Source organism: Profundicola chukchiensis (assembly GCF_029664245.1).
GTDB lineage: Bacteria > Bacteroidota > Bacteroidia > Flavobacteriales > Weeksellaceae > Profundicola > Profundicola chukchiensis.
The window spans coordinates 104,408-121,509 of the sequence record NZ_JANAIE010000002.1 but is presented as its reverse complement, the minus strand read 5'-3'; the positions used below and the strand labels follow the sequence as shown (position 1 = coordinate 121,509).

The 17,102-nt window shown below is 33.7% G+C and carries 14 protein-coding genes; 6 read left to right on the top strand and 8 right to left on the bottom strand.

All coding sequences use genetic code 11. The features are described 5' to 3' along the window. The first annotated feature begins 89 nt into the window (after positions 1-89). The 4 genes from NLM59_RS02790 to NLM59_RS02775 all read left to right on the top strand — a co-directional run bounded on the left by NLM59_RS02790 (position 90) and on the right by NLM59_RS02775 (position 6,591). Positions 90-2,354: a DUF1129 domain-containing protein gene (locus NLM59_RS02790; protein WP_304416220.1), complete on the top strand. Its 2,265-nt coding sequence runs from the start codon at positions 90-92 to the stop codon at positions 2,352-2,354. A gap of 322 nt (positions 2,355-2,676) precedes the next feature. Then, a complete protein-coding gene (locus NLM59_RS02785) occupies positions 2,677-3,222 on the top strand; it encodes a DUF6252 family protein (RefSeq protein WP_304416219.1) in 546 nt (181 codons plus the stop codon). Between the two features lie 758 nt (positions 3,223-3,980). Continuing rightward, on the top strand, positions 3,981-5,900 hold the full coding sequence (locus NLM59_RS02780; protein WP_304416218.1) for a tetratricopeptide repeat-containing sensor histidine kinase: 1,920 nt from the start codon (positions 3,981-3,983) through the stop codon (positions 5,898-5,900). A 37-nt stretch (positions 5,901-5,937) separates the two neighbouring features. Next, positions 5,938-6,591, top strand: a complete 654-nt coding sequence (locus NLM59_RS02775; protein WP_304416217.1) for a response regulator — start codon at positions 5,938-5,940, stop codon at positions 6,589-6,591. Between the two features lie 2 nt (positions 6,592-6,593). Here NLM59_RS02775 and trmD read toward each other — a convergent pair whose 3' ends face one another. The 4 genes from trmD to rlmH all read right to left on the bottom strand — a co-directional run bounded on the left by trmD (position 6,594) and on the right by rlmH (position 11,323). Further along, a complete protein-coding gene (trmD, locus tag NLM59_RS02770; protein WP_304416216.1) occupies positions 6,594-7,271 on the bottom strand; it encodes a tRNA (guanosine(37)-N1)-methyltransferase TrmD in 678 nt (225 codons plus the stop codon). A gap of 102 nt (positions 7,272-7,373) precedes the next feature. Then, entirely contained in the window at positions 7,374-9,812 is a 2,439-nt protein-coding gene (locus NLM59_RS02765; protein ID WP_304416215.1) for an alpha-ketoacid dehydrogenase subunit alpha/beta, read from the bottom strand. 142 nt (positions 9,813-9,954) lie between these two features. Continuing rightward, positions 9,955-10,848 carry a CPBP family intramembrane glutamic endopeptidase gene (locus tag NLM59_RS02760; RefSeq protein WP_304416214.1) on the bottom strand — a complete coding sequence of 298 codons (894 nt, stop codon included), beginning with the start codon at positions 10,846-10,848 and terminating at the stop codon, positions 9,955-9,957. A gap of 1 nt (position 10,849) precedes the next feature. Then, the gene (rlmH, locus tag NLM59_RS02755) at positions 10,850-11,323 is read right to left on the bottom strand and encodes a 23S rRNA (pseudouridine(1915)-N(3))-methyltransferase RlmH (protein WP_304416213.1); all 474 of its coding nucleotides are present in this window, start codon (positions 11,321-11,323) and stop codon (positions 10,850-10,852) included. A gap of 25 nt (positions 11,324-11,348) precedes the next feature. Between rlmH and NLM59_RS02750 the strand changes: the two genes are divergently transcribed. Then, the gene (locus tag NLM59_RS02750; protein ID WP_304416212.1) at positions 11,349-12,344 is read left to right on the top strand and encodes a YihY/virulence factor BrkB family protein; all 996 of its coding nucleotides are present in this window, start codon (positions 11,349-11,351) and stop codon (positions 12,342-12,344) included. A gap of 12 nt (positions 12,345-12,356) precedes the next feature. Here NLM59_RS02750 and NLM59_RS02745 read toward each other — a convergent pair whose 3' ends face one another. Beyond that, positions 12,357-13,196: an ion transporter gene (locus NLM59_RS02745; protein WP_304416211.1), complete on the bottom strand. Its 840-nt coding sequence runs from the start codon at positions 13,194-13,196 to the stop codon at positions 12,357-12,359. 333 nt (positions 13,197-13,529) lie between these two features. On the opposite strand from NLM59_RS02745, the gene NLM59_RS02740 reads away from it, so the two are divergent. Then, positions 13,530-14,378, top strand: coding sequence for an OmpA family protein (locus tag NLM59_RS02740; protein WP_304416210.1), 849 nt, complete (start codon positions 13,530-13,532; stop codon positions 14,376-14,378). A gap of 87 nt (positions 14,379-14,465) precedes the next feature. Here the strand turns inward: NLM59_RS02740 and NLM59_RS02735 are convergent, their stop codons facing one another. Genes NLM59_RS02735 through dnaA form a run of 3 tightly spaced genes read right to left on the bottom strand, consistent with a single transcriptional unit; the run spans position 14,466 to position 17,049 of the window. Next, positions 14,466-15,173, bottom strand: coding sequence for an SAM-dependent methyltransferase (locus NLM59_RS02735; protein ID WP_304416209.1), 708 nt, complete (start codon positions 15,171-15,173; stop codon positions 14,466-14,468). After that, positions 15,173-15,619, bottom strand: a complete 447-nt coding sequence (locus tag NLM59_RS02730; protein WP_304416208.1) for a low molecular weight protein-tyrosine-phosphatase — start codon at positions 15,617-15,619, stop codon at positions 15,173-15,175. Before NLM59_RS02730 ends, NLM59_RS02735 begins: the two co-directional genes overlap by 1 nt. After that, positions 15,619-17,049, bottom strand: coding sequence for a chromosomal replication initiator protein DnaA (gene dnaA, locus NLM59_RS02725; RefSeq protein WP_304416207.1), 1,431 nt, complete (start codon positions 17,047-17,049; stop codon positions 15,619-15,621). The genes NLM59_RS02730 and dnaA overlap by 1 nt, the downstream gene beginning before the upstream one ends. Between the last annotated feature and the right edge of the window lie 53 nt (positions 17,050-17,102).

Below are 17,102 nucleotides of genomic sequence, written 5' to 3'. Positions count from 1 at the left end.
TTGAGTTTGATGATTTAAGGCGTATTTTAATATGTTTTTCTTAAATTTGATTAAACTCAACACTTATGCGAAGCTTGAAACTCTGGTTTTTGAAATTTTATATTTGGCTTGAATTTATTTGGGCTGAGATAAACAGAAATGCTTGGAGTATTATTGCGATTTTCCTTATGTACTTGTTGCTATGGAAATTCGATCAAGCACAGGATTTATTATTATCTATTAATCAGCATATTGATCCAATTCGGATTGTTTTAGCTGTTCCTTTACTTTTTGCTTCCATTTTTGTTTTAGCATATCTCATTTGGAATATTCCCATATATCTTAATGATAAAAATTATAAAAGCTTAAATATTAGGGCGTTGATGGACTCGACTTCGGAGCTCCATGATCGATTAGATCCTGAACTCAGTCAAACAAAATTAAGCGATCGCGAAAAATTAAAACATCATATTCAAAAGCATTTTTCAGCAGTTCTGGCAATGTTTCTCATGTTGCTGGTAGCTTTTGCCATTATTAATTCCATGATAGATTTTAGAATCATCATGATTTCTAAAATATGGCTCAACATTGTTTTTGGGTTAATTAGTTTCTACTTTATTCTACTTTTGAATATTCAATTTTATGTATGGAATGCAAGATTCTTCACTCGTAAATGGGTTAGGAAAGTTGTATTTAATATAGGATTTCCATTCTTGGTGCTACTCATCATAGTCCTTGGGTATCTCAATTATACGGAGAATAATCAACCACTAAAGATGAGTTTTCTGTTTATTTCCCAGGTATCGAGTAGTTTGCTTTTGGCAATGTTGATTTTTGGGAGAAATTATATCTCCTTCGATAAATGGAAGTACTTCCTGTTTGCATCGCTTTCTATGTCGGTCTGGTTTTTTGTACTGCTTTTTATTGTGCTAAACCTTGTCATTGCCATCAATCCACATATCAATCCATTAGTGATTTTTGTGGCGGCATTAATCTTTTATTTAGTACTGATTTATACTTTCAAGCTTTTAGCTAAGAAATGGAAAGTTCCATTTTTTACTATATTCTTAATTCTAATTGTTTCTTTATCGATTAGAAGTCAGACCCTAAGGGAGTTTGAGCATTATGCTGTTCCGCTCGAAACTTATGCTGAGCGAGAAAGGCCAACCCTTGAGTCTTATGTGAAACAGTGGATAGACCAAAGAGAAGATCAGATATTGAAGAATAGAAAATTTCCTATCTACTTAGTTTCATCCCAAGGAGGTGGTTCTAAAGCTGGTTTGTGGTCTGCTTTAATCTTAGGCTATATAAATCAAGAAACAAAGGGAAAGTTTTTTAATAATCACTTGTTTTCCTTAACCGGAGCTTCTGGAGGTTCGGTTGGTAATGGTTTGTTCTTTGCCGAGGCATCTCAATCAAAGGACTCGACTGAGTTTTGGGATGATAAATCATCTAATCATATTAAAACTAAGATGGGTGAATTTTATGAAAATAATTACCTCTCCTCATCCATTAGCGGTGTATTGGGAAGAGATTTTTGGCAATCCATAATAGGGACGAGTTTAACAAAAAATAGAGGAGAAATTTTAGCTGAAGAGTGGGAAAGAAATTTTGCCAAGGTCCATAATAACACCAAAACAATTTTAAATCAGGATTTCTTATCGTTCTATGAAAATAAACAAGCTAGTTTACCCTTATTAATAATTAATACTACTCATATACAGAGTGGGAGATATTGCTATATATCTCCTGTGGGATTTGAGACGACGGCTTATATAGATTTTTATGAATTATTGGACTCTTGCTATTGTTTTGATAAATCTATAAAGCTCTCTACGGCATTATCGCTTAACGCAAGTTTCCCTTTGATTGGTTCGGTGGGAGATATTAGAGGTTGTGATGAAGAAATGGATTTACAAGGTGGGCAATTAGCAGACGCGGGTTATTATGATAATATTGGTGGGACTATTACTGAATTTATATATGATGAATTAGAAAAACAGTTGATTGAAAGGGGGTTAAGGTCGAAAGTGGAACTTGTAAATTTGGTTCTGGTGAATGAAAATACATATACCAAAATCAACCCTAGAAGCCTAGAAAATTATAATCAACTCACTGCTCCTTTGCAAACGGTGATGAATGTTAGGGAAGGTCATACATATCAAACTTCTAGATTTTTAAGTAATCCTATGTTTTTCTATATGCACAATGTCGATAAAGACAAACAAAGAAATCAGTTTAAACCTATTATTCCCTTAGGTAGGTATTTATCTGAAGTGGCGGTAGAGTATATAGAAAATCAATTGCAATCGCCCTCAAACTATCACATGTTTGAAAACTTAATCACAGATATCAATCAAAACTCACGAAAATGAAAACAATTCTTATGTTGCCAATTTCGTAGTTAAGATTTATGAAAATTAATCTAATCATTTGAATATATTTAGTGAATTTTTAGAGGTAAATATTTTAATTTGCCACCCTAAATCAAGAAATTGGACCATGTTTATTATTGGCTAGAATGGTATTAAACAAGCGGCTAATTGATACGATCAAAAATTAAAAAAAGTCTACGAAAGATACTTGAAACTACAGGTGTAAATAGCTAAGGATTTGATTTAATGATAAGTAAGTGCTTGGTTTTTTGGGTTTTATCCTAAAAGTTATTATCTTAGGGCAAACTAAAAAACTTTTATTATGAAAAAATTTAAAAATCTCAACCTTATTTTATTAAGCTTTTTATTAGCTTTTAGTATGTCGGCATGTAGTAGTGACGATGATGCTGGCGGTGATGGATGGAGCAGTGGAAGTAGTTATTATATGAGGGCCAAAATTGATGGCACAGATTGGGTGGCTTCAGAAGAATCTGTTGATTATGATGATGTCTATGCTGTTCTTGAAGGTGAATACCTTCTTATCGCTGGTGAAACGGAAGATAAATCCATTACTATTGCCATAGGCAATTATTCTGGCCCAGGAACATATTATGTAGGACAGAATGAAGATGATTTTGGTGCTATGGCTTACTATGAAATTAATACAGACCATTTTTGGAGTAATAACTTTAGCACTCAAGAACTTGGGGATTTAGAAAAGGGTAAACTTGTTGTTACTTCAGATAATGGAGATGTGATACAAGGAAGTTTTAATTTTAATGCTTATAATCCTAATGGATCTCCAAGTGTGATTAATATAACCAATGGAGAGTTTAGATCTTTCTTTGTTTCAAATTGGGGGGAATAATTATCTTCGAGTATATAAAATCGCAAAATTGAATTTTTACTTTAAAAAAGCACACATTGATTTGTGTGCTTTTCTTTTGTTTAAAGCTTTTTTTAATAGAAAATTAGGCGGTGGAAATAGGTTATGGACAATAAGAGTAAGCTTAGACGATAGAGAAAACTTATAAGGAACTTTTTATTTTAAATTCTATAAATGGAGTTTCTCGTATATAGTACTGAATATTAGCAATGCTAAGTTAAACGAGTATTCGGAAATTGAATTATACCTTGGTGGTTAAATTTCTAATTTATTGATAAATAAGGGTTAAGGTGTTTTTGTTTATTATCTGAATAATCATTTTTATAGTAATATATTCCTTACAAGTGACTAAAATGAAAATATACGTATTAGTGCGTATTTCAGGAAACTAATTTTAGTTCTACATTTGTAATAAGAAAAAATCGGAACACTTTGAAAGCTCACACTAACTCAACTCAACTTTATGTTTTGATTAATTTCTTAGAAAGTGCGCTCTAAGCTATAAAGTTAAATTTTTATATTCTTTTCATGTTTAGGTAGGTTTAAAAGTACATCTCGAAAAGGAGCGTATTTTCAAAGGTTTTAAGGGAGAGGGTTTTAAAAATTTTAAATTAAATAAAGAGAACTAACTAGCTAATTAATCTAAGTTTAAAATTTTTAATTAAATGAATCCTAATAAAAGCGCACAACATGGTTGTGCGCTTTTAGCATTTTAGTAAATTTATAGAAACTAACTCTTTATGCGAAATCTTTACTTCCAACTTTTCTTCCTCTTATTTGCTGTTTTATTGAATGGTCAAAATATAGATAGTTTAAAATCTATAGCTACAAAGCAAACGGGTGATGAGGCTGCTCGAACCTATTTAAATCTATCTGATGCTTATATTCAAACCTTGGACGGAACTTCGATTCAAGAAAATGCCAAGCTTGCTCTAAAATACGCTAAAGAAGACTTGCTACGTGGTAAAGCTTATTACAACCTAGGGATTTCTAATGTTTTGCTTAATCAAGGTTTTCTTCAAATCAAAAATTTTAATTTGGCCAGTTCTATATTAAATGGTCTTAAAGATTCATTGGCAGCTAATGCAATGTATTATGCCCATAGAGGCTATCGAATGAATGCCATGTATCCAGAGGCTTTAGCCAAGGGATTAGAGGAATTAAAATTTAGACAAACTAATCTGCCTAAAAATAAATTGTTGACCCAAGTTCATCAGGAGATTGGATATACTTATGATAGAATGAACGATTTCGAAAAGGCGATTGTTTGGTTTAAGAAGTCTTTAGAAGTCGCTGATGAAATGGGTGATGAAAAAAGCAAAGGGCGTTCATATGGTTTGATAGGTATTGCTTATGATGGTCTTGAAGTTTATGACAGTGCATTGATTTACAATAAAAAAGCCATTGATATATTTAAAAAATATAACGACCAAGCTAGTCAGGTTACTTGGTATTCTAATTTGGGTAATACCTATTCTAAAATTGGTGATTTAGACAATGCCGAGAAGTTTACCAGATTATCTTTAGATGCAGGAGATCAGAATAATCCAAAACCTTTGACCTTAATCAATTTGGGGAAAATTCTTATGGATAAAGGGGATTTTAGTAGTGCTAAAAACTATTTAGATAGTGCTTATAACTTGGCTTTGAATTTAGGAGAACTGCGTTCGCTGTCTGAAGTTTATTATCAATATCATGAGTTTTATCTGCAACAAGGCGACTACGAAAAAGCATTGATATATTATACTAAGTATAAGGAGAATGAAGACGAGATTTATAGCGAAGCAAAATTAAAAGACTTTGATGAGATGTCGATTACCTATGAAACGGCTGAAAAAGAAAGGGAGATTCTTGGACAAAGAGCTTCTTTGGCGGAGAAAGAGTTAAAAATTCAAAGACGAGGGTATACCGTTTGGGGATTGATTTTATTAACTTTTATAATTGCCTTTATAGGATATTTATTTTATAATCAACAGAAAATGAAAGCTTGGCAATTAGAGCGTGAAAAAGTCTTAAGAGAATCGCTGAATCAAAAAGAAACCGAAAATAAATTGCAGCAACAAAGGCTGAATATCTCTAGGGATTTACACGATAATATTGGTGCTCAATTAACTTTTATAATTTCTTCATTAGATAACTTAAAATATGGTTTTAGTATTGAAAATGATAAGGTTCATGACCGCTTAGATCAGATTAGTGAGTTTACCCGAGAAACAATTTATGGATTGCGAGATACAATTTGGGCAATGAATCAAAGTGAAATATCTTTTGAGGATTTAAGAGCAAGAATCACTAATTTTATAGAGAAAGCTAATCTTTTCCGTAAGAATACGAATTTCATCTTCGAAATAGATCCTCAACTTCAATTAGACCGAAAGTTTAACTCTGTAGAGGGTATGAATATCTATCGAATCATTCAAGAGGCCGTGAATAATGCAACTAAATATAGTCAAGCTAGCCTTATTAAGATTTTAATTTCTAAAAATTCTGATGGAATTAATTTTAGCATAGAAGACAATGGAGTAGGTTTTGATCCTATTGAGTTCGGTGATGGAAATGGCATTAACTCTATGAGAAAAAGAGCAGCAGACTTACATACAGAATTAGAGATTATTTCTGAAAAGGATGCTGGAACGAAAATTAGTTTTAATTACAAATAAGAGTCTTCTTCCTATGAAAGCTCAAAATATTCAACTTATGAAAATTCGAATTGCTATAGCCGACGACAATAACTTCTTAATATCAACGATTAGAGAAAAGCTGTCTTTTTTTAATGATTTAGAGTATCAATTTTCAGCTTTAAACGGAAAGGAGTTGATTAGAAAATTGAATCAAAACACTGCGATTGATCTTATTTTAATGGATATTGAAATGCCCATTATGAATGGAATTGAAGCAACCGCTGAAATTAAAAAGCGCTTTCCCAATATTAAAATTGTTATGCTCACAGCATTCGATAACGATGAGAATATATTTAATGCCATTAAAGCCGGCGCCGATGGATATCTGCTTAAAGAAACAAAACCTGAAGAGCTTCATCAAGGTATTGTAGATACTATAAATGGTGGGGCTGCGATGAATCCGTCTATCGCTATTAAAACTTTAAGACTACTTCGAAATCCTATTGTGAATGTAGATTCTCATCATAAAGCTGATATTACCTTAACTGATAGAGAAACTGAAGTTTTGGAACAGTTGGCAAAAGGCTATAGCTATTCTATTATTGCAGATAATTTAATTATTTCTTCAGGGACAGTGCGAAAGCACATCGAAAATATCTACAAAAAATTGCAAGTACATAATAAGATTGAAGCTATCATTAAGGCTCGAAATAATAATTTAATCGACTAAAATTAGTCTTCTAATAAATCTGGGCGTCGCTCTTTTGTTCGTTTCAAAGCTTGATTTTCTCGCCATTCATCAATTTTCTTAAAGTCGCCACTCAACAGGACTTCTGGAACTTCCATGCCTTCCCAAACTGCTGGTCGTGTATAAACGGGAGGTGCTAGTAAATTATCTTGAAACGAATCTTCTAAAGCAGAAGTTTCATCATTTAAAACCCCAGGAATTAAACGAATCACAGCGTCAGCAACAATAGCTGCTGCTAATTCTCCACCGCTTAAAACAAAATCACCTACAGAAATCTCAAGGCTAATATATTTATCTCGAATTCTTTGATCTACACCTTTATAATGCCCACAAAGCATTAAAATATTCCCTTTTAAAGATAATTGGTTTGCGATTTTTTGATTGAAAGTTTTTCCATCTGGAGTTAGATAAATAATTTCATCGTATTCTCGGTCTTTCATTAAATCCTCAAAACATCTCTGAATAGGTTCTGGCGTCATCACCATTCCTGCGCCACCACCGTATTGATAATCATCTACCGATTTGTAATTGTCAGTTGTCCAATCACGTAGATTATGTAAATGAACCTCTACTAGACCTTTGTCTTGCGCACGCTTTAAAATTGATGCAGCAAAGGGACTTTCTAATAGTTCTGGTAAAACAGTGACAATATCAATTCTCATAATTTGAAATTTAATGATTCTGAATTCAGAATAAAAGCAAAATTAAAGGGAATCTACTTGATATATAGATTCCCTTTTAAATTATTTTAAAAAAATGTCCAATTATCCGAAAATACTTGGAAATTTAGCTGGATTACTTTCGTTCATAAGGTTATAAACTTTCTCAACAATATCATCTAATGATGGTTTAGAGAAGTAATCTCCATCCGTAGCATAAGCCGTTCTATGGTCATTGGCTGTAATGGTTAGCGGTTTGCTATCCAACAGACGATAACCATCCATATCTTCTAAGATATTTTTAAGCATATATGCAGATGCTCCTCCAGGAACGTCCTCGTCTATAATTACCAAACGATTTGTTTTTTCTAAACTTTTCTTAATTTGTTGAGAGTTGTCAAATGGAATTAATGATTGAACATCAATAACCTCAGCATTGATACCTAAATTCTCTAATTCTTTGGCTGCCTCATCAACAATTCTCCAAGTTGAACCATAAGTTAATAGAGTAACATCTTTTCCTTCTTTAGTGATTTCTACTTCACCAATAGGTGTTATGAATTCACCTAAGTTGCTAGGCATTTTCTCTTTTAATCTATATCCATTCAAGCTTTCTACAACAATCGCAGGTGTATTAGTTTTCAATAATGAATTATAGAAACCAGCTGCTTTGGTTAAATCTCTAGGAACTAAAACATACATTCCTCGAACTAGGTTCAAGATTCCTCCCATTGGAGAACCAGCATGCCAAATTCCTTCTAATCTATGACCACGCGTTCTAACAATTACTGGAGCCTTCTGACGACCATTGGTACGATATAATACTGTTGCCAAGTCATCACTCATTCCTTGTAGACAATATAAAACATAATCTAAATATTGAATTTCTGCAATCGGTCTTAAACCACGCATTGCCAACCCAATACCTTGACCTAAAATAGTGGCTTCACGAATTCCGGTGTCGCTTACTCTGCTTTCCCCGTAAATTTGTTGTAACCCTTCTAATCCCTGATTTACGTCACCAATGTTTCCACTGTCTTCACCAAAAACTAAAACTTTTGGATTGTTCTTAAAGATTTCTTTGAAGTTATCTCTTAAAACCACACGACCATCAACTAATTCTGAATCTTCTGAAATTACTGGAGCTACTGCTGCTGGCAATTGTTCTGGAGTTTCAAAATATAGATAAGAAGAATAATTTTCTCTTTGTTTTGCCATCGCGTGATTTAACCAATTGATTAAAGCTGTGCGTGCGCTCGTATTTTCATTAATACTTAATCTTAATGATTTTCTAACGGTATGGAAAACATCTCTTTTGTACGTGCTTAACTTAGTAGATAAAGCATTGATTTCTTCTAAGATAGCATTCTTATTAGCTGAAGCTTCTGCTAAGTTTTTCAATAAAGGAACTGCTGCATTTTTAAGATCATCAATCTGAGAAGTATAAACTGCCCAAGCTGATTTTTGACCTGCTTTAGCTTCTTTTTTAGCTTTTTTATCTAATTCGCTTAGTTGTTCTTCGGTGGCAATATTTAAAACCTGATCACCTTCGCTTACTTCGAAATCTAAGATCCAAGAGCGGAAAGACTCGATGTTATCCATCTTCTTTTCCCACTCTAAACGTTCTTTAGATTTATATCTCTCGTGTGAACCAGAAGTTGAGTGACCTTGAGGCTGAGTACATTCTCTAACGTGAACTACCACTGGAATATGCTCCTCTCTAGCTAATCTTTCTGCTTTTTGATAAGATTCTACCAAGTGTGGGTAGTCGTGTGCGTAAGTTGTGATGATTTCATAACCACGCTCGTTATCTGTTCTCTGAAAGCCTTTTAGCATTTCAGATAAATTCTTTTTAGTTCGTTGGTAGTTGTGTCCAACAGAAATTCCATATTCATCGTCCCAAATAGAGATAATCATAGGAGCTTGTAAAACACCTGCTGCATTAATCGATTCCCAGAAATGACCTTCTGAAGTAGAAGCATCACCAATAGTACCGAATGCAATCTCGTTTCCGCTTATTGAAAAGTTGTTGTCTTGATCTGCCTCTGGATGGTTTCTATAGTATTTAGATGCTTGCGCCAAACCAACTAATCTAGGCATTTGGCCAGCCGTTGGAGAAATATCAGCACTTGAATTTTTTTGCTCCGTCAATTTTTTCCAAGAACCATCTCTGTTCAAAGAATGCGTAGCAAAGTGCGACGTCATTTGTCTTCCAGAAGAAGCTTTTTCAACATTTTCGTCGGTTACAGCATATAGTTGAGCGAAAAAACCTTCGATGGTTAATTGCTCAATAGCCATCATAAAAGTTTGGTCACGATAATACCCAGAACGGAAGTCTCCATTTTTAAAAACTTTAGCCATGGCGATTTGTGGAAGTTCTTTTCCATCGCCAAAAATTCCAAATTTAGCTTTACCCGTTAAAACCTCGCGTCTTCCTAAAAGACTGGTTTCACGGCTTAATCGAGCTAAATAATAATCATGAAGTATTTCTTCTTTAAAAATGTCGAAAGAAATTTCCTGGTTCAAAATATTCTCGTTGTGCATATGTGTATTGTTTCGAATATCACAAAAATACAAAGATTATTTTGGATTTACTTATTGGATTTTAATCTTATAGCTAGATGCGTTAAGATTTTGATATTAAAGCTAGTATTCAAGCCTAATGAGGGCTTAAAATTAATTATTGTTAATGCTCATTTATTTCCCCAATAGATTCTAAATCTTGTATGTCATCATTGGAGTCAACCCCGTTCAAAGCTGTATCCTGTGAGTGTTTGTAGAAGAAAAATGCAATTAATACACTTAATATAATAGCGATGCCTAGAGTTAAGTAATTTGGCTCAAAAATAGTTTCGTCTAAACTTTCCGTTTTTAATGTTATAACAAAAGCAATGAAATTGTTCAAGGCATGAAGAAATATAACTAGCAATAGAGACTGTGTTCTCCAATAAATAAACCCAAGTGACAACCCAATCATTCCAGCGCCTAGAAATTGCCAAGGATTTAAATGTGCAATTCCAAATAAAAATGAACTTAAAAATATAGCCACCCAAGGAGAGATGTTAGCATTAAGCATTCCTCTAAGTATGAGTCCTCTAAATATTAATTCTTCTAATATAGGAGCTAAAATAACCACCATAATAAAAGCAGCTACTTTATATTCAAAAATCATTGCAAAACTTGATTCAAAAGTCTTGTATAAATCTTCGAGAATAGGATATCCTTCGGTTGGAACAATCATAGCTAAATACTCTGCAATGGGCATAATAGAAAAATACAGAGCAATGGCCATGACGATATGTTTCACCTGAACTTTGGTGTGAAAAAAGTTTTTTAACTCTTGTATTCTCAACTTTTTTATGGTCATGATGCTCAAGGCAGCTAAACCAAATCCTAATAGAAATGATAAAGGAAGCAGAACATGAGAAAGCTCTTTCATAAAATAAGTAGGAGCAGAAATGACTCCACCTACAATTTGCCCTATTAGAAGGGTTAAGAAAAAGTATAAAATAGCTTCACCGATGCTTACTTGATAATTAAAATAGGTGGCTAAGCCAGGACGCGATGGATTTGATTTCATATTAATCGTGATGATATGATTTGCCTTGCAATATAGTAAAAGCTCTATAGACTTGTTCAACAAAGAATAATCTCACCATCTGATGAGTAAAGGTCATTTTAGATAAGGAGATTTTAGCATTACTTCGCTGATACATTTTCTCTGAAAAACCATAAGGTCCACCTACCACAAAAACCAAGTGGTGGGCCATAGAAATAAATTGATTATTTAGAAACTTCGCAAATTGAGTTGAGGTATAGCTTTTCCCTTTTTCATCTAATAAAACAACATAATCAGAAGGATTGATTTTATCTAAAAAAGCTTCCTCTTCTAGAAGTTTTTGTTGTTCTTGGCTCAGGTTCTTTCTTCCTTTAATATCAGGAAGTTCTACTCGTTTAAAATTATAATGAGAGGGAAGGCGTTTCTCATATTTTTGCATCAGTTGAATAATTTGAGATTCGTCTGTTAACCCCATGCAGAGCAATGAAATTTGCATATATTTGTTTTTGGAGGATAAATGTATGAGTTTTCAAGATAAATTTGATAATCTAAAAATTGTTCGCCGAACAAAAGTCTTTCTCAAAAGTATTCAAATTCCCACTTTAGAAGGTTTGAATTTATATACCTTATTGCAGATTTACATTTCGGGACTATTACGCGGCGCGATTACCACTCGTGCAGCCGCAATTTCTTGGAGTTTATTCTTGAGCTTATTTCCATTTTTACTTTTCGTTTATTCATGGATTCCCTACTTGCCTAATTTCGATGTGATAGAAAAGAGCATTTATGAATTCTTGGTAGACCGAATCTTTCCGCAGAACGAAGCTGACCAGATTGAGAATTACGTTTCGGTGATTGCGCGTCGAAATACGAGTAGTTTCTTTACGATTTCAATCGCTATTATATTTGCGACCAATGGTATTAACTCGCTGATGACGGGGTTTAACAATACCACGCGAAGAATTGCGGGAGTTAGGGAAAGAAATACCATCAAACAATACCTGATTGCACTGGTTTTTACCATTGCCGTAACTGCTTTTCTGCTAGTTTATATGTGGTTTTTAATTTATTTTTTGACCCCAAGTACAGAAATTCTGACTTCTATGATTGAGACGGAATGGGTGGTTTCGGGCGTTAAACGAGTAATTTTCTTTGTGGCTGGATTTTTATTCTTTCTTACGGCAATTTCATTCCTTTATTTCTATGGAGTTAAATTCGATGGAAGATTTAGAAGGATGATTCCAGGTGCGTTTTTGACAACATTATTGTTCTTTGGACTAACAGTTGGTTTTAGCTTTTATATTGAAAATTTCAATAATTATAACCTGCTTTATGGCTCGATTAGTACGTTATTAATCGTGATGTTATTCCTATATGCCTCAGTGCTTATAATCCTCTTAGGATTTGAGCTTAATATGACACTGCTTTACGCTAAGGATCGTCAAGAAGTTTTGGTCAAGAAAATTCAAAGTGAAAACGATTTGCCTTATGATGTAATGGAAGAGGAGCTTTATTGATGTAATTAAATCTTAAAGTGGGTGTCCGCATTGATGGCAAAACTCTGCATTAGGAAGATGTGTTTCTTCACTACAATATTGACAAACTAGAATCTCAAGATCATCACCGCTCTTATGTCGAGCAATTTCGGCGCTAATAATTCCAGTAGGTACCGCAATAATCGAATAACCCATAATCATAATAGCTGATGCTAAAAACTGTCCTAAAGGTGTAATGGGTGTAATATCTCCATATCCAACTGTGGTTAGGGTAACGATAGCCCAATAAATACTCACCGGTATATTTTCAAATGATGAAGATGGATTTCCACCTTCGATGAGGTAAATTAAGGTTCCAATAACACACACCGTAAGTAATAAGAAGAATAGGAAATATGAAATTTTAGGCCAACTTCTTCTTAGCGAATAGGCTAGCGTGTTTCTTTCGTTTAAGAATTGAACTAACTTAAAAATCCTAAAGATTCTCAATAATCGCATCACACGAAGTACCATAAAGAAGTGGGTTCCCACGATGAAGAACTCCAAATAAGTAGGTAGGATGGCTAATAAATCAATGACACCATAAAAACTGGTGGCATATTTCATCGGTTTTTTAACGGCATATAAGCGCGCGGCATACTCGATAGAGAATAAGATGGTTAAGACCCATTCTATGTAATAAAAATACTTATAGTAAAGTATGTTATAAGCATCAACGCTTTCTAACATCAATACAGCAATACTTATCACAATGAGGATAAGTAAGGAAACATCAAAGGTTTTACCCCAAAAAGTATTCGCCTCAAAGATTATCTCGTGAGTTTTTCCTTTTAGGCTATTTGGGTCGAAGTTTTTTTCGTCACGCGTTGGCATAAAGCAAATGTAATCAAAAATATTTTCAATGAAATTATTTGATTTAAAACCTAATTAGCAGTCAAATAATGTTGAATTGAAACTAACTAAAAAATAATATATATATCACATCGTTATATAAACAAATTTGGCTCTAAATTTGCTGTACATCTATATTGTAAATAAAAACCTATCTTTGATAGTGTTGTTATTTCGAGGAATGCAAAGAGTAATTCAGTTAGCTTGTGGCTTTGCTACAAATTTTGAATGATTATTCAGAAACTCTAGAGGGTGAATAATAGTTGAAGTAAGATTCTAGAGGTAAATGTTGAAAATAAATTAAAATAAAATATTATGAAAAAAACTCTTTTATTAGCAGGTGCTTCGGTGTTTTTGCTAACGAGCTGTGTAAGTAAGAAAAAGTATGACGACTTACAGGCCCAATTTGATGGTGTTTACCAGTCTAAGCAATCATTGAGCAACGAGCTAACAAAATGTAATAGCGATGTAGCATCTCTACAAGCTCAGTTAGAAGGGGTTAAAAATCTAAGTCAATCAGATAAAGAGAGCGTAAAGGTTCTTGAGAATGCTTTAGATAAATGTTTAAATGCACAATCTAGTGGTAGTATGAACATTACCAAGTTGATTGAGCAGATTGATTCATCTAACAAATACATTAAGCAATTAATTAACTCTAAAAATAAGAGTGATTCACTTAACTTAGTATTGACTAATAACTTAACAAAATCTCTATCTAGAGAAGAGTTAAAAGATATTGATGTTCAAGTTCAGAAAGGAGTTGTTTTCATTTCTTTATCAGACAACATGTTATATAGATCTGGTAGCTACGAAATTAGCCCAGCGGCAAACGATGTTCTTTCTAAGATTGCAAAAATCATTAAAGATTATCCAACTTATGACGTAATGGTTGAAGGTAACACGGATAATGTGCCAATTTCTAGAGAAAACATTAGAAATAACTGGGATTTAAGTGCTTTACGTGCAAGTTCAGTTGTTCAGGCATTACAAACTAAGCATGGTGTAGATCCTAAGAGAATGACTGCTGGTGGACGTGGTGAGTACAACTCTGTTGCTACAAATGCTACGCCTGCAGGTAGAAATAAGAACAGAAGAACAGAAATTATTATTCTTCCTAACTTAGATCAGTTTATGGAATTAATTGGACAAGCTCCAACTGAGTAAATATTCTGATTCAATAAAATTAAAAAACCTGTTATCATTGATAACAGGTTTTTTTATGCTTTAAATTTAATTTTTAAAATAGAAGACTTAGGCTTGTAGGATAAAAATAGCTGGTCTTTTATGTAAGTCGACTTGCATAGAGTTCCATTGTTGAATCGTCCCCGAATAAATCATTTCGCTTTCTAAAGTAATATCACAAGCTACACATAGTCGTGTGTTTTTAGATAAGGTCTGTTTTATGTCCTCTAAGAACTTATTGTTACGATAAGGGGTTTCCATGAAGATCTCTGCAGAACCTTCTTTCTGGCTTTTGTTTTCAAGTCTTGATAGTGCTTGTCTCCTTTCGCGTTTATCAATAGGTAAATAGCCATGAAAACTAAAGGATTGACCATTAAAGCCTGAAGCTGCCAAAGCTAGAAAAATAGAAGAGGGGCCAATCAGTGGAATCACGGGTGTTTTATTTTGATGTGCAGCCCAAACTAATCTCGCTCCTGGATCGGCTATGCCTGGCATACCTGCTTCTGAAATAATCCCAATCGATTCTCCATCTTTTAATGGTTTTAATAATTTGGGTATTTCTTGATCGTCCGTATGTTTGTTCAAGATTTCAATCTTTAATTCAGATTGAACCTTTTCGGGTAAAATAGTTTTAATAAATCTTCTCGCTGATTTTTCATTTTCAACTACAAAATGATTTAGCTCTCGTATGATATCTAAATTATAAGTAGGCAAAACACGCTCAGGTGAACTTTCGCCTAAGAGAGAAGGAATTACATAAACTTTAGCCGTTTTCATTAAGAAATTTTCATAAGGATACGATCTGTAGCTTCATCCAGCATTTGATAAACTTTCTCAAAACCATCATCGCCACCATAGTATGGGTCTGGAACTTGCTCGTTTCGTCCTTGATTAACTTCGTTCAGAATCATGATAACTTTATCTTCATCTTCTTGGGTTCTAGCTAATCTCACAACATTCTGGTAGTTGCTGGCATCCATCACATAGATGAGGTCGAAATTATCGAAATCTTCAACCGTAAATTGTCTTCCTCTTAAATGAGAAATATCCAAATTATGTTGAGCAGCCACTTCAATCGAACGAGGGTCTGGTGCCTTTCCAACGTGCCAATCACTTGTTCCAGCTGAATCAACAAATACATCGTCCCCCACTTTAGAGGCTAAAATGCCTTCGGCTAATGGTGAACGACAGATATTTCCTAAGCAAACCATTAAAATTCTCATTACTCTGCAGAAATTTTTCTTCTTAAATCATCAACATAACCCTTGAATACTTTATCTGTTTCAGATAAGTTCTTTACGGTCTTACAAGCGTGTAACACAGTTGCGTGGTCGCGTTTCCCAATTTGAGTTCCAATACTCGCCAATGAAGCATTGGTATATTTCTTTGCAAAGAACATCGCCAACTGTCTAGCCTGAACAATGTCTCTCTTTCTTGTTTTTGACTGAACTTTCTCTAATGGAATCTTGAAATAGTCACAAACTACTTTCTGAATATAATCGATAGAGATTTCCTTTCGTTGCGTTTGAATCAATGTTACTAAAGCTCTTTCAGCTAATTCTAAGGTAATTTCTTTCTTGTTCAATAAAGATTGAGCCATCAAAGAGTTAAGCGCACCTTCTAATTCACGGAAGTTGGTTTTAATGTTTTTAGCAATATATTCAATCACTTCCTCTGGAATTTCCATTCCATCTTTTTCTAATTTATGCTTAAGAATATTATATCTTAAATCATAATCAGGTGCTTGTAAATCAGCAGATAGTCCCCACTTGAAACGAGAGATTAATCTCTGCTCCATATCCTGAATATCCACAGGTGGTTTATCAGAAGTTAAAATCAATTGATTCCCTCTCTGGTGTAAATCATTGAAAATGTGGAAGAATACTTCTTGAGTACCTTTTTTGCCTGACAAGAATTGAACATCATCAATAATCAATACATCAATCATTTGATAGAAGTGAATGAAATCATTTCTATTGTTAGAACGTGATGCCTCTGCGTATTGCTGAATGAACTTCTGCATGTCTACATAAAGAACCGTTTTCTCTGGATGCTTTTCTTTAACTTCAAGTCCAATGGCGTGTGCTAAGTGAGTTTTCCCTAAACCAACACCACCATAAATAAATAAAGGGTTAAATGAAGTCCCGCCAGGTCTTTTGGCGATAGCTTTACCTGCAGATCTCGCTAATCTGTTAGTTTCACCTTCTATAAAATTATCGAAATTAAAATGAATATTTAATTGCGAATCAATTTTTATTTTTTGTAAACCAGGAATGATGAATGGATTCTTAACCTTAGAACTTTCTAGGTGAAGAGGAGCATTTAATTCTTGTGGTTTTAATTTTTCTTTATTCGAACTCGGTATCTTTACGGTGTAAGGATCTTTTTTAGAAATATTCTGATCCATTACGATACTATAAACTAACTTAGCATCGCTTCCTAACTCTTTTTGTAAGGAAACTTTTAATAATTTTATGTAGTGTTCCTCTAGCCATTCGTAGAAGAATTTGCTGGGAACTTGAATGGTTAAGATTGATTTATCAAGTTTAATGGCCTTTATCGGCTCAAACCAAGTCGTGTAGGCTTGAGGAGAGATATTATCCTGAATGAACTCTAAGCAATTGCTCCATACAGAAGCTGCTGTTTTGGACATAGCTATTTTTAGTTAAATTTGTTAGTCGAAAAAGGCTCACATATAATTGAGCC

Excerpts from the sequence above, each read along its gene's own strand:
- NLM59_RS02785 (WP_304416219.1), top strand. The coding sequence starts at position 2,677 with ATGAAAAAATTTAAAAATCTCAACCTTATTTTATTAAGCTTTTTATTA.
- NLM59_RS02780 (WP_304416218.1), top strand. The coding sequence starts at position 3,981 with ATGCGAAATCTTTACTTCCAACTTTTCTTCCTCTTATTTGCTGTTTTA.
- NLM59_RS02775 (WP_304416217.1), top strand. The coding sequence starts at position 5,938 with ATGAAAATTCGAATTGCTATAGCCGACGACAATAACTTCTTAATATCA.
- trmD (WP_304416216.1), bottom strand. The coding sequence starts at position 7,271 with ATGAGAATTGATATTGTCACTGTTTTACCAGAACTATTAGAAAGTCCC.
- NLM59_RS02765 (WP_304416215.1), bottom strand. The coding sequence starts at position 9,812 with ATGCACAACGAGAATATTTTGAACCAGGAAATTTCTTTCGACATTTTT.
- NLM59_RS02760 (WP_304416214.1), bottom strand. The coding sequence starts at position 10,848 with ATGAAATCAAATCCATCGCGTCCTGGCTTAGCCACCTATTTTAATTAT.
- rlmH (WP_304416213.1), bottom strand. The coding sequence starts at position 11,323 with ATGCAAATTTCATTGCTCTGCATGGGGTTAACAGACGAATCTCAAATT.
- NLM59_RS02750 (WP_304416212.1), top strand. The coding sequence starts at position 11,349 with ATGAGTTTTCAAGATAAATTTGATAATCTAAAAATTGTTCGCCGAACA.
- NLM59_RS02745 (WP_304416211.1), bottom strand. The coding sequence starts at position 13,196 with ATGCCAACGCGTGACGAAAAAAACTTCGACCCAAATAGCCTAAAAGGA.
- NLM59_RS02740 (WP_304416210.1), top strand. The coding sequence starts at position 13,530 with ATGAAAAAAACTCTTTTATTAGCAGGTGCTTCGGTGTTTTTGCTAACG.
- NLM59_RS02735 (WP_304416209.1), bottom strand. The coding sequence starts at position 15,173 with ATGAAAACGGCTAAAGTTTATGTAATTCCTTCTCTCTTAGGCGAAAGT.
- NLM59_RS02730 (WP_304416208.1), bottom strand. The coding sequence starts at position 15,619 with ATGAGAATTTTAATGGTTTGCTTAGGAAATATCTGTCGTTCACCATTA.
- dnaA (WP_304416207.1), bottom strand. The coding sequence starts at position 17,049 with ATGTCCAAAACAGCAGCTTCTGTATGGAGCAATTGCTTAGAGTTCATT.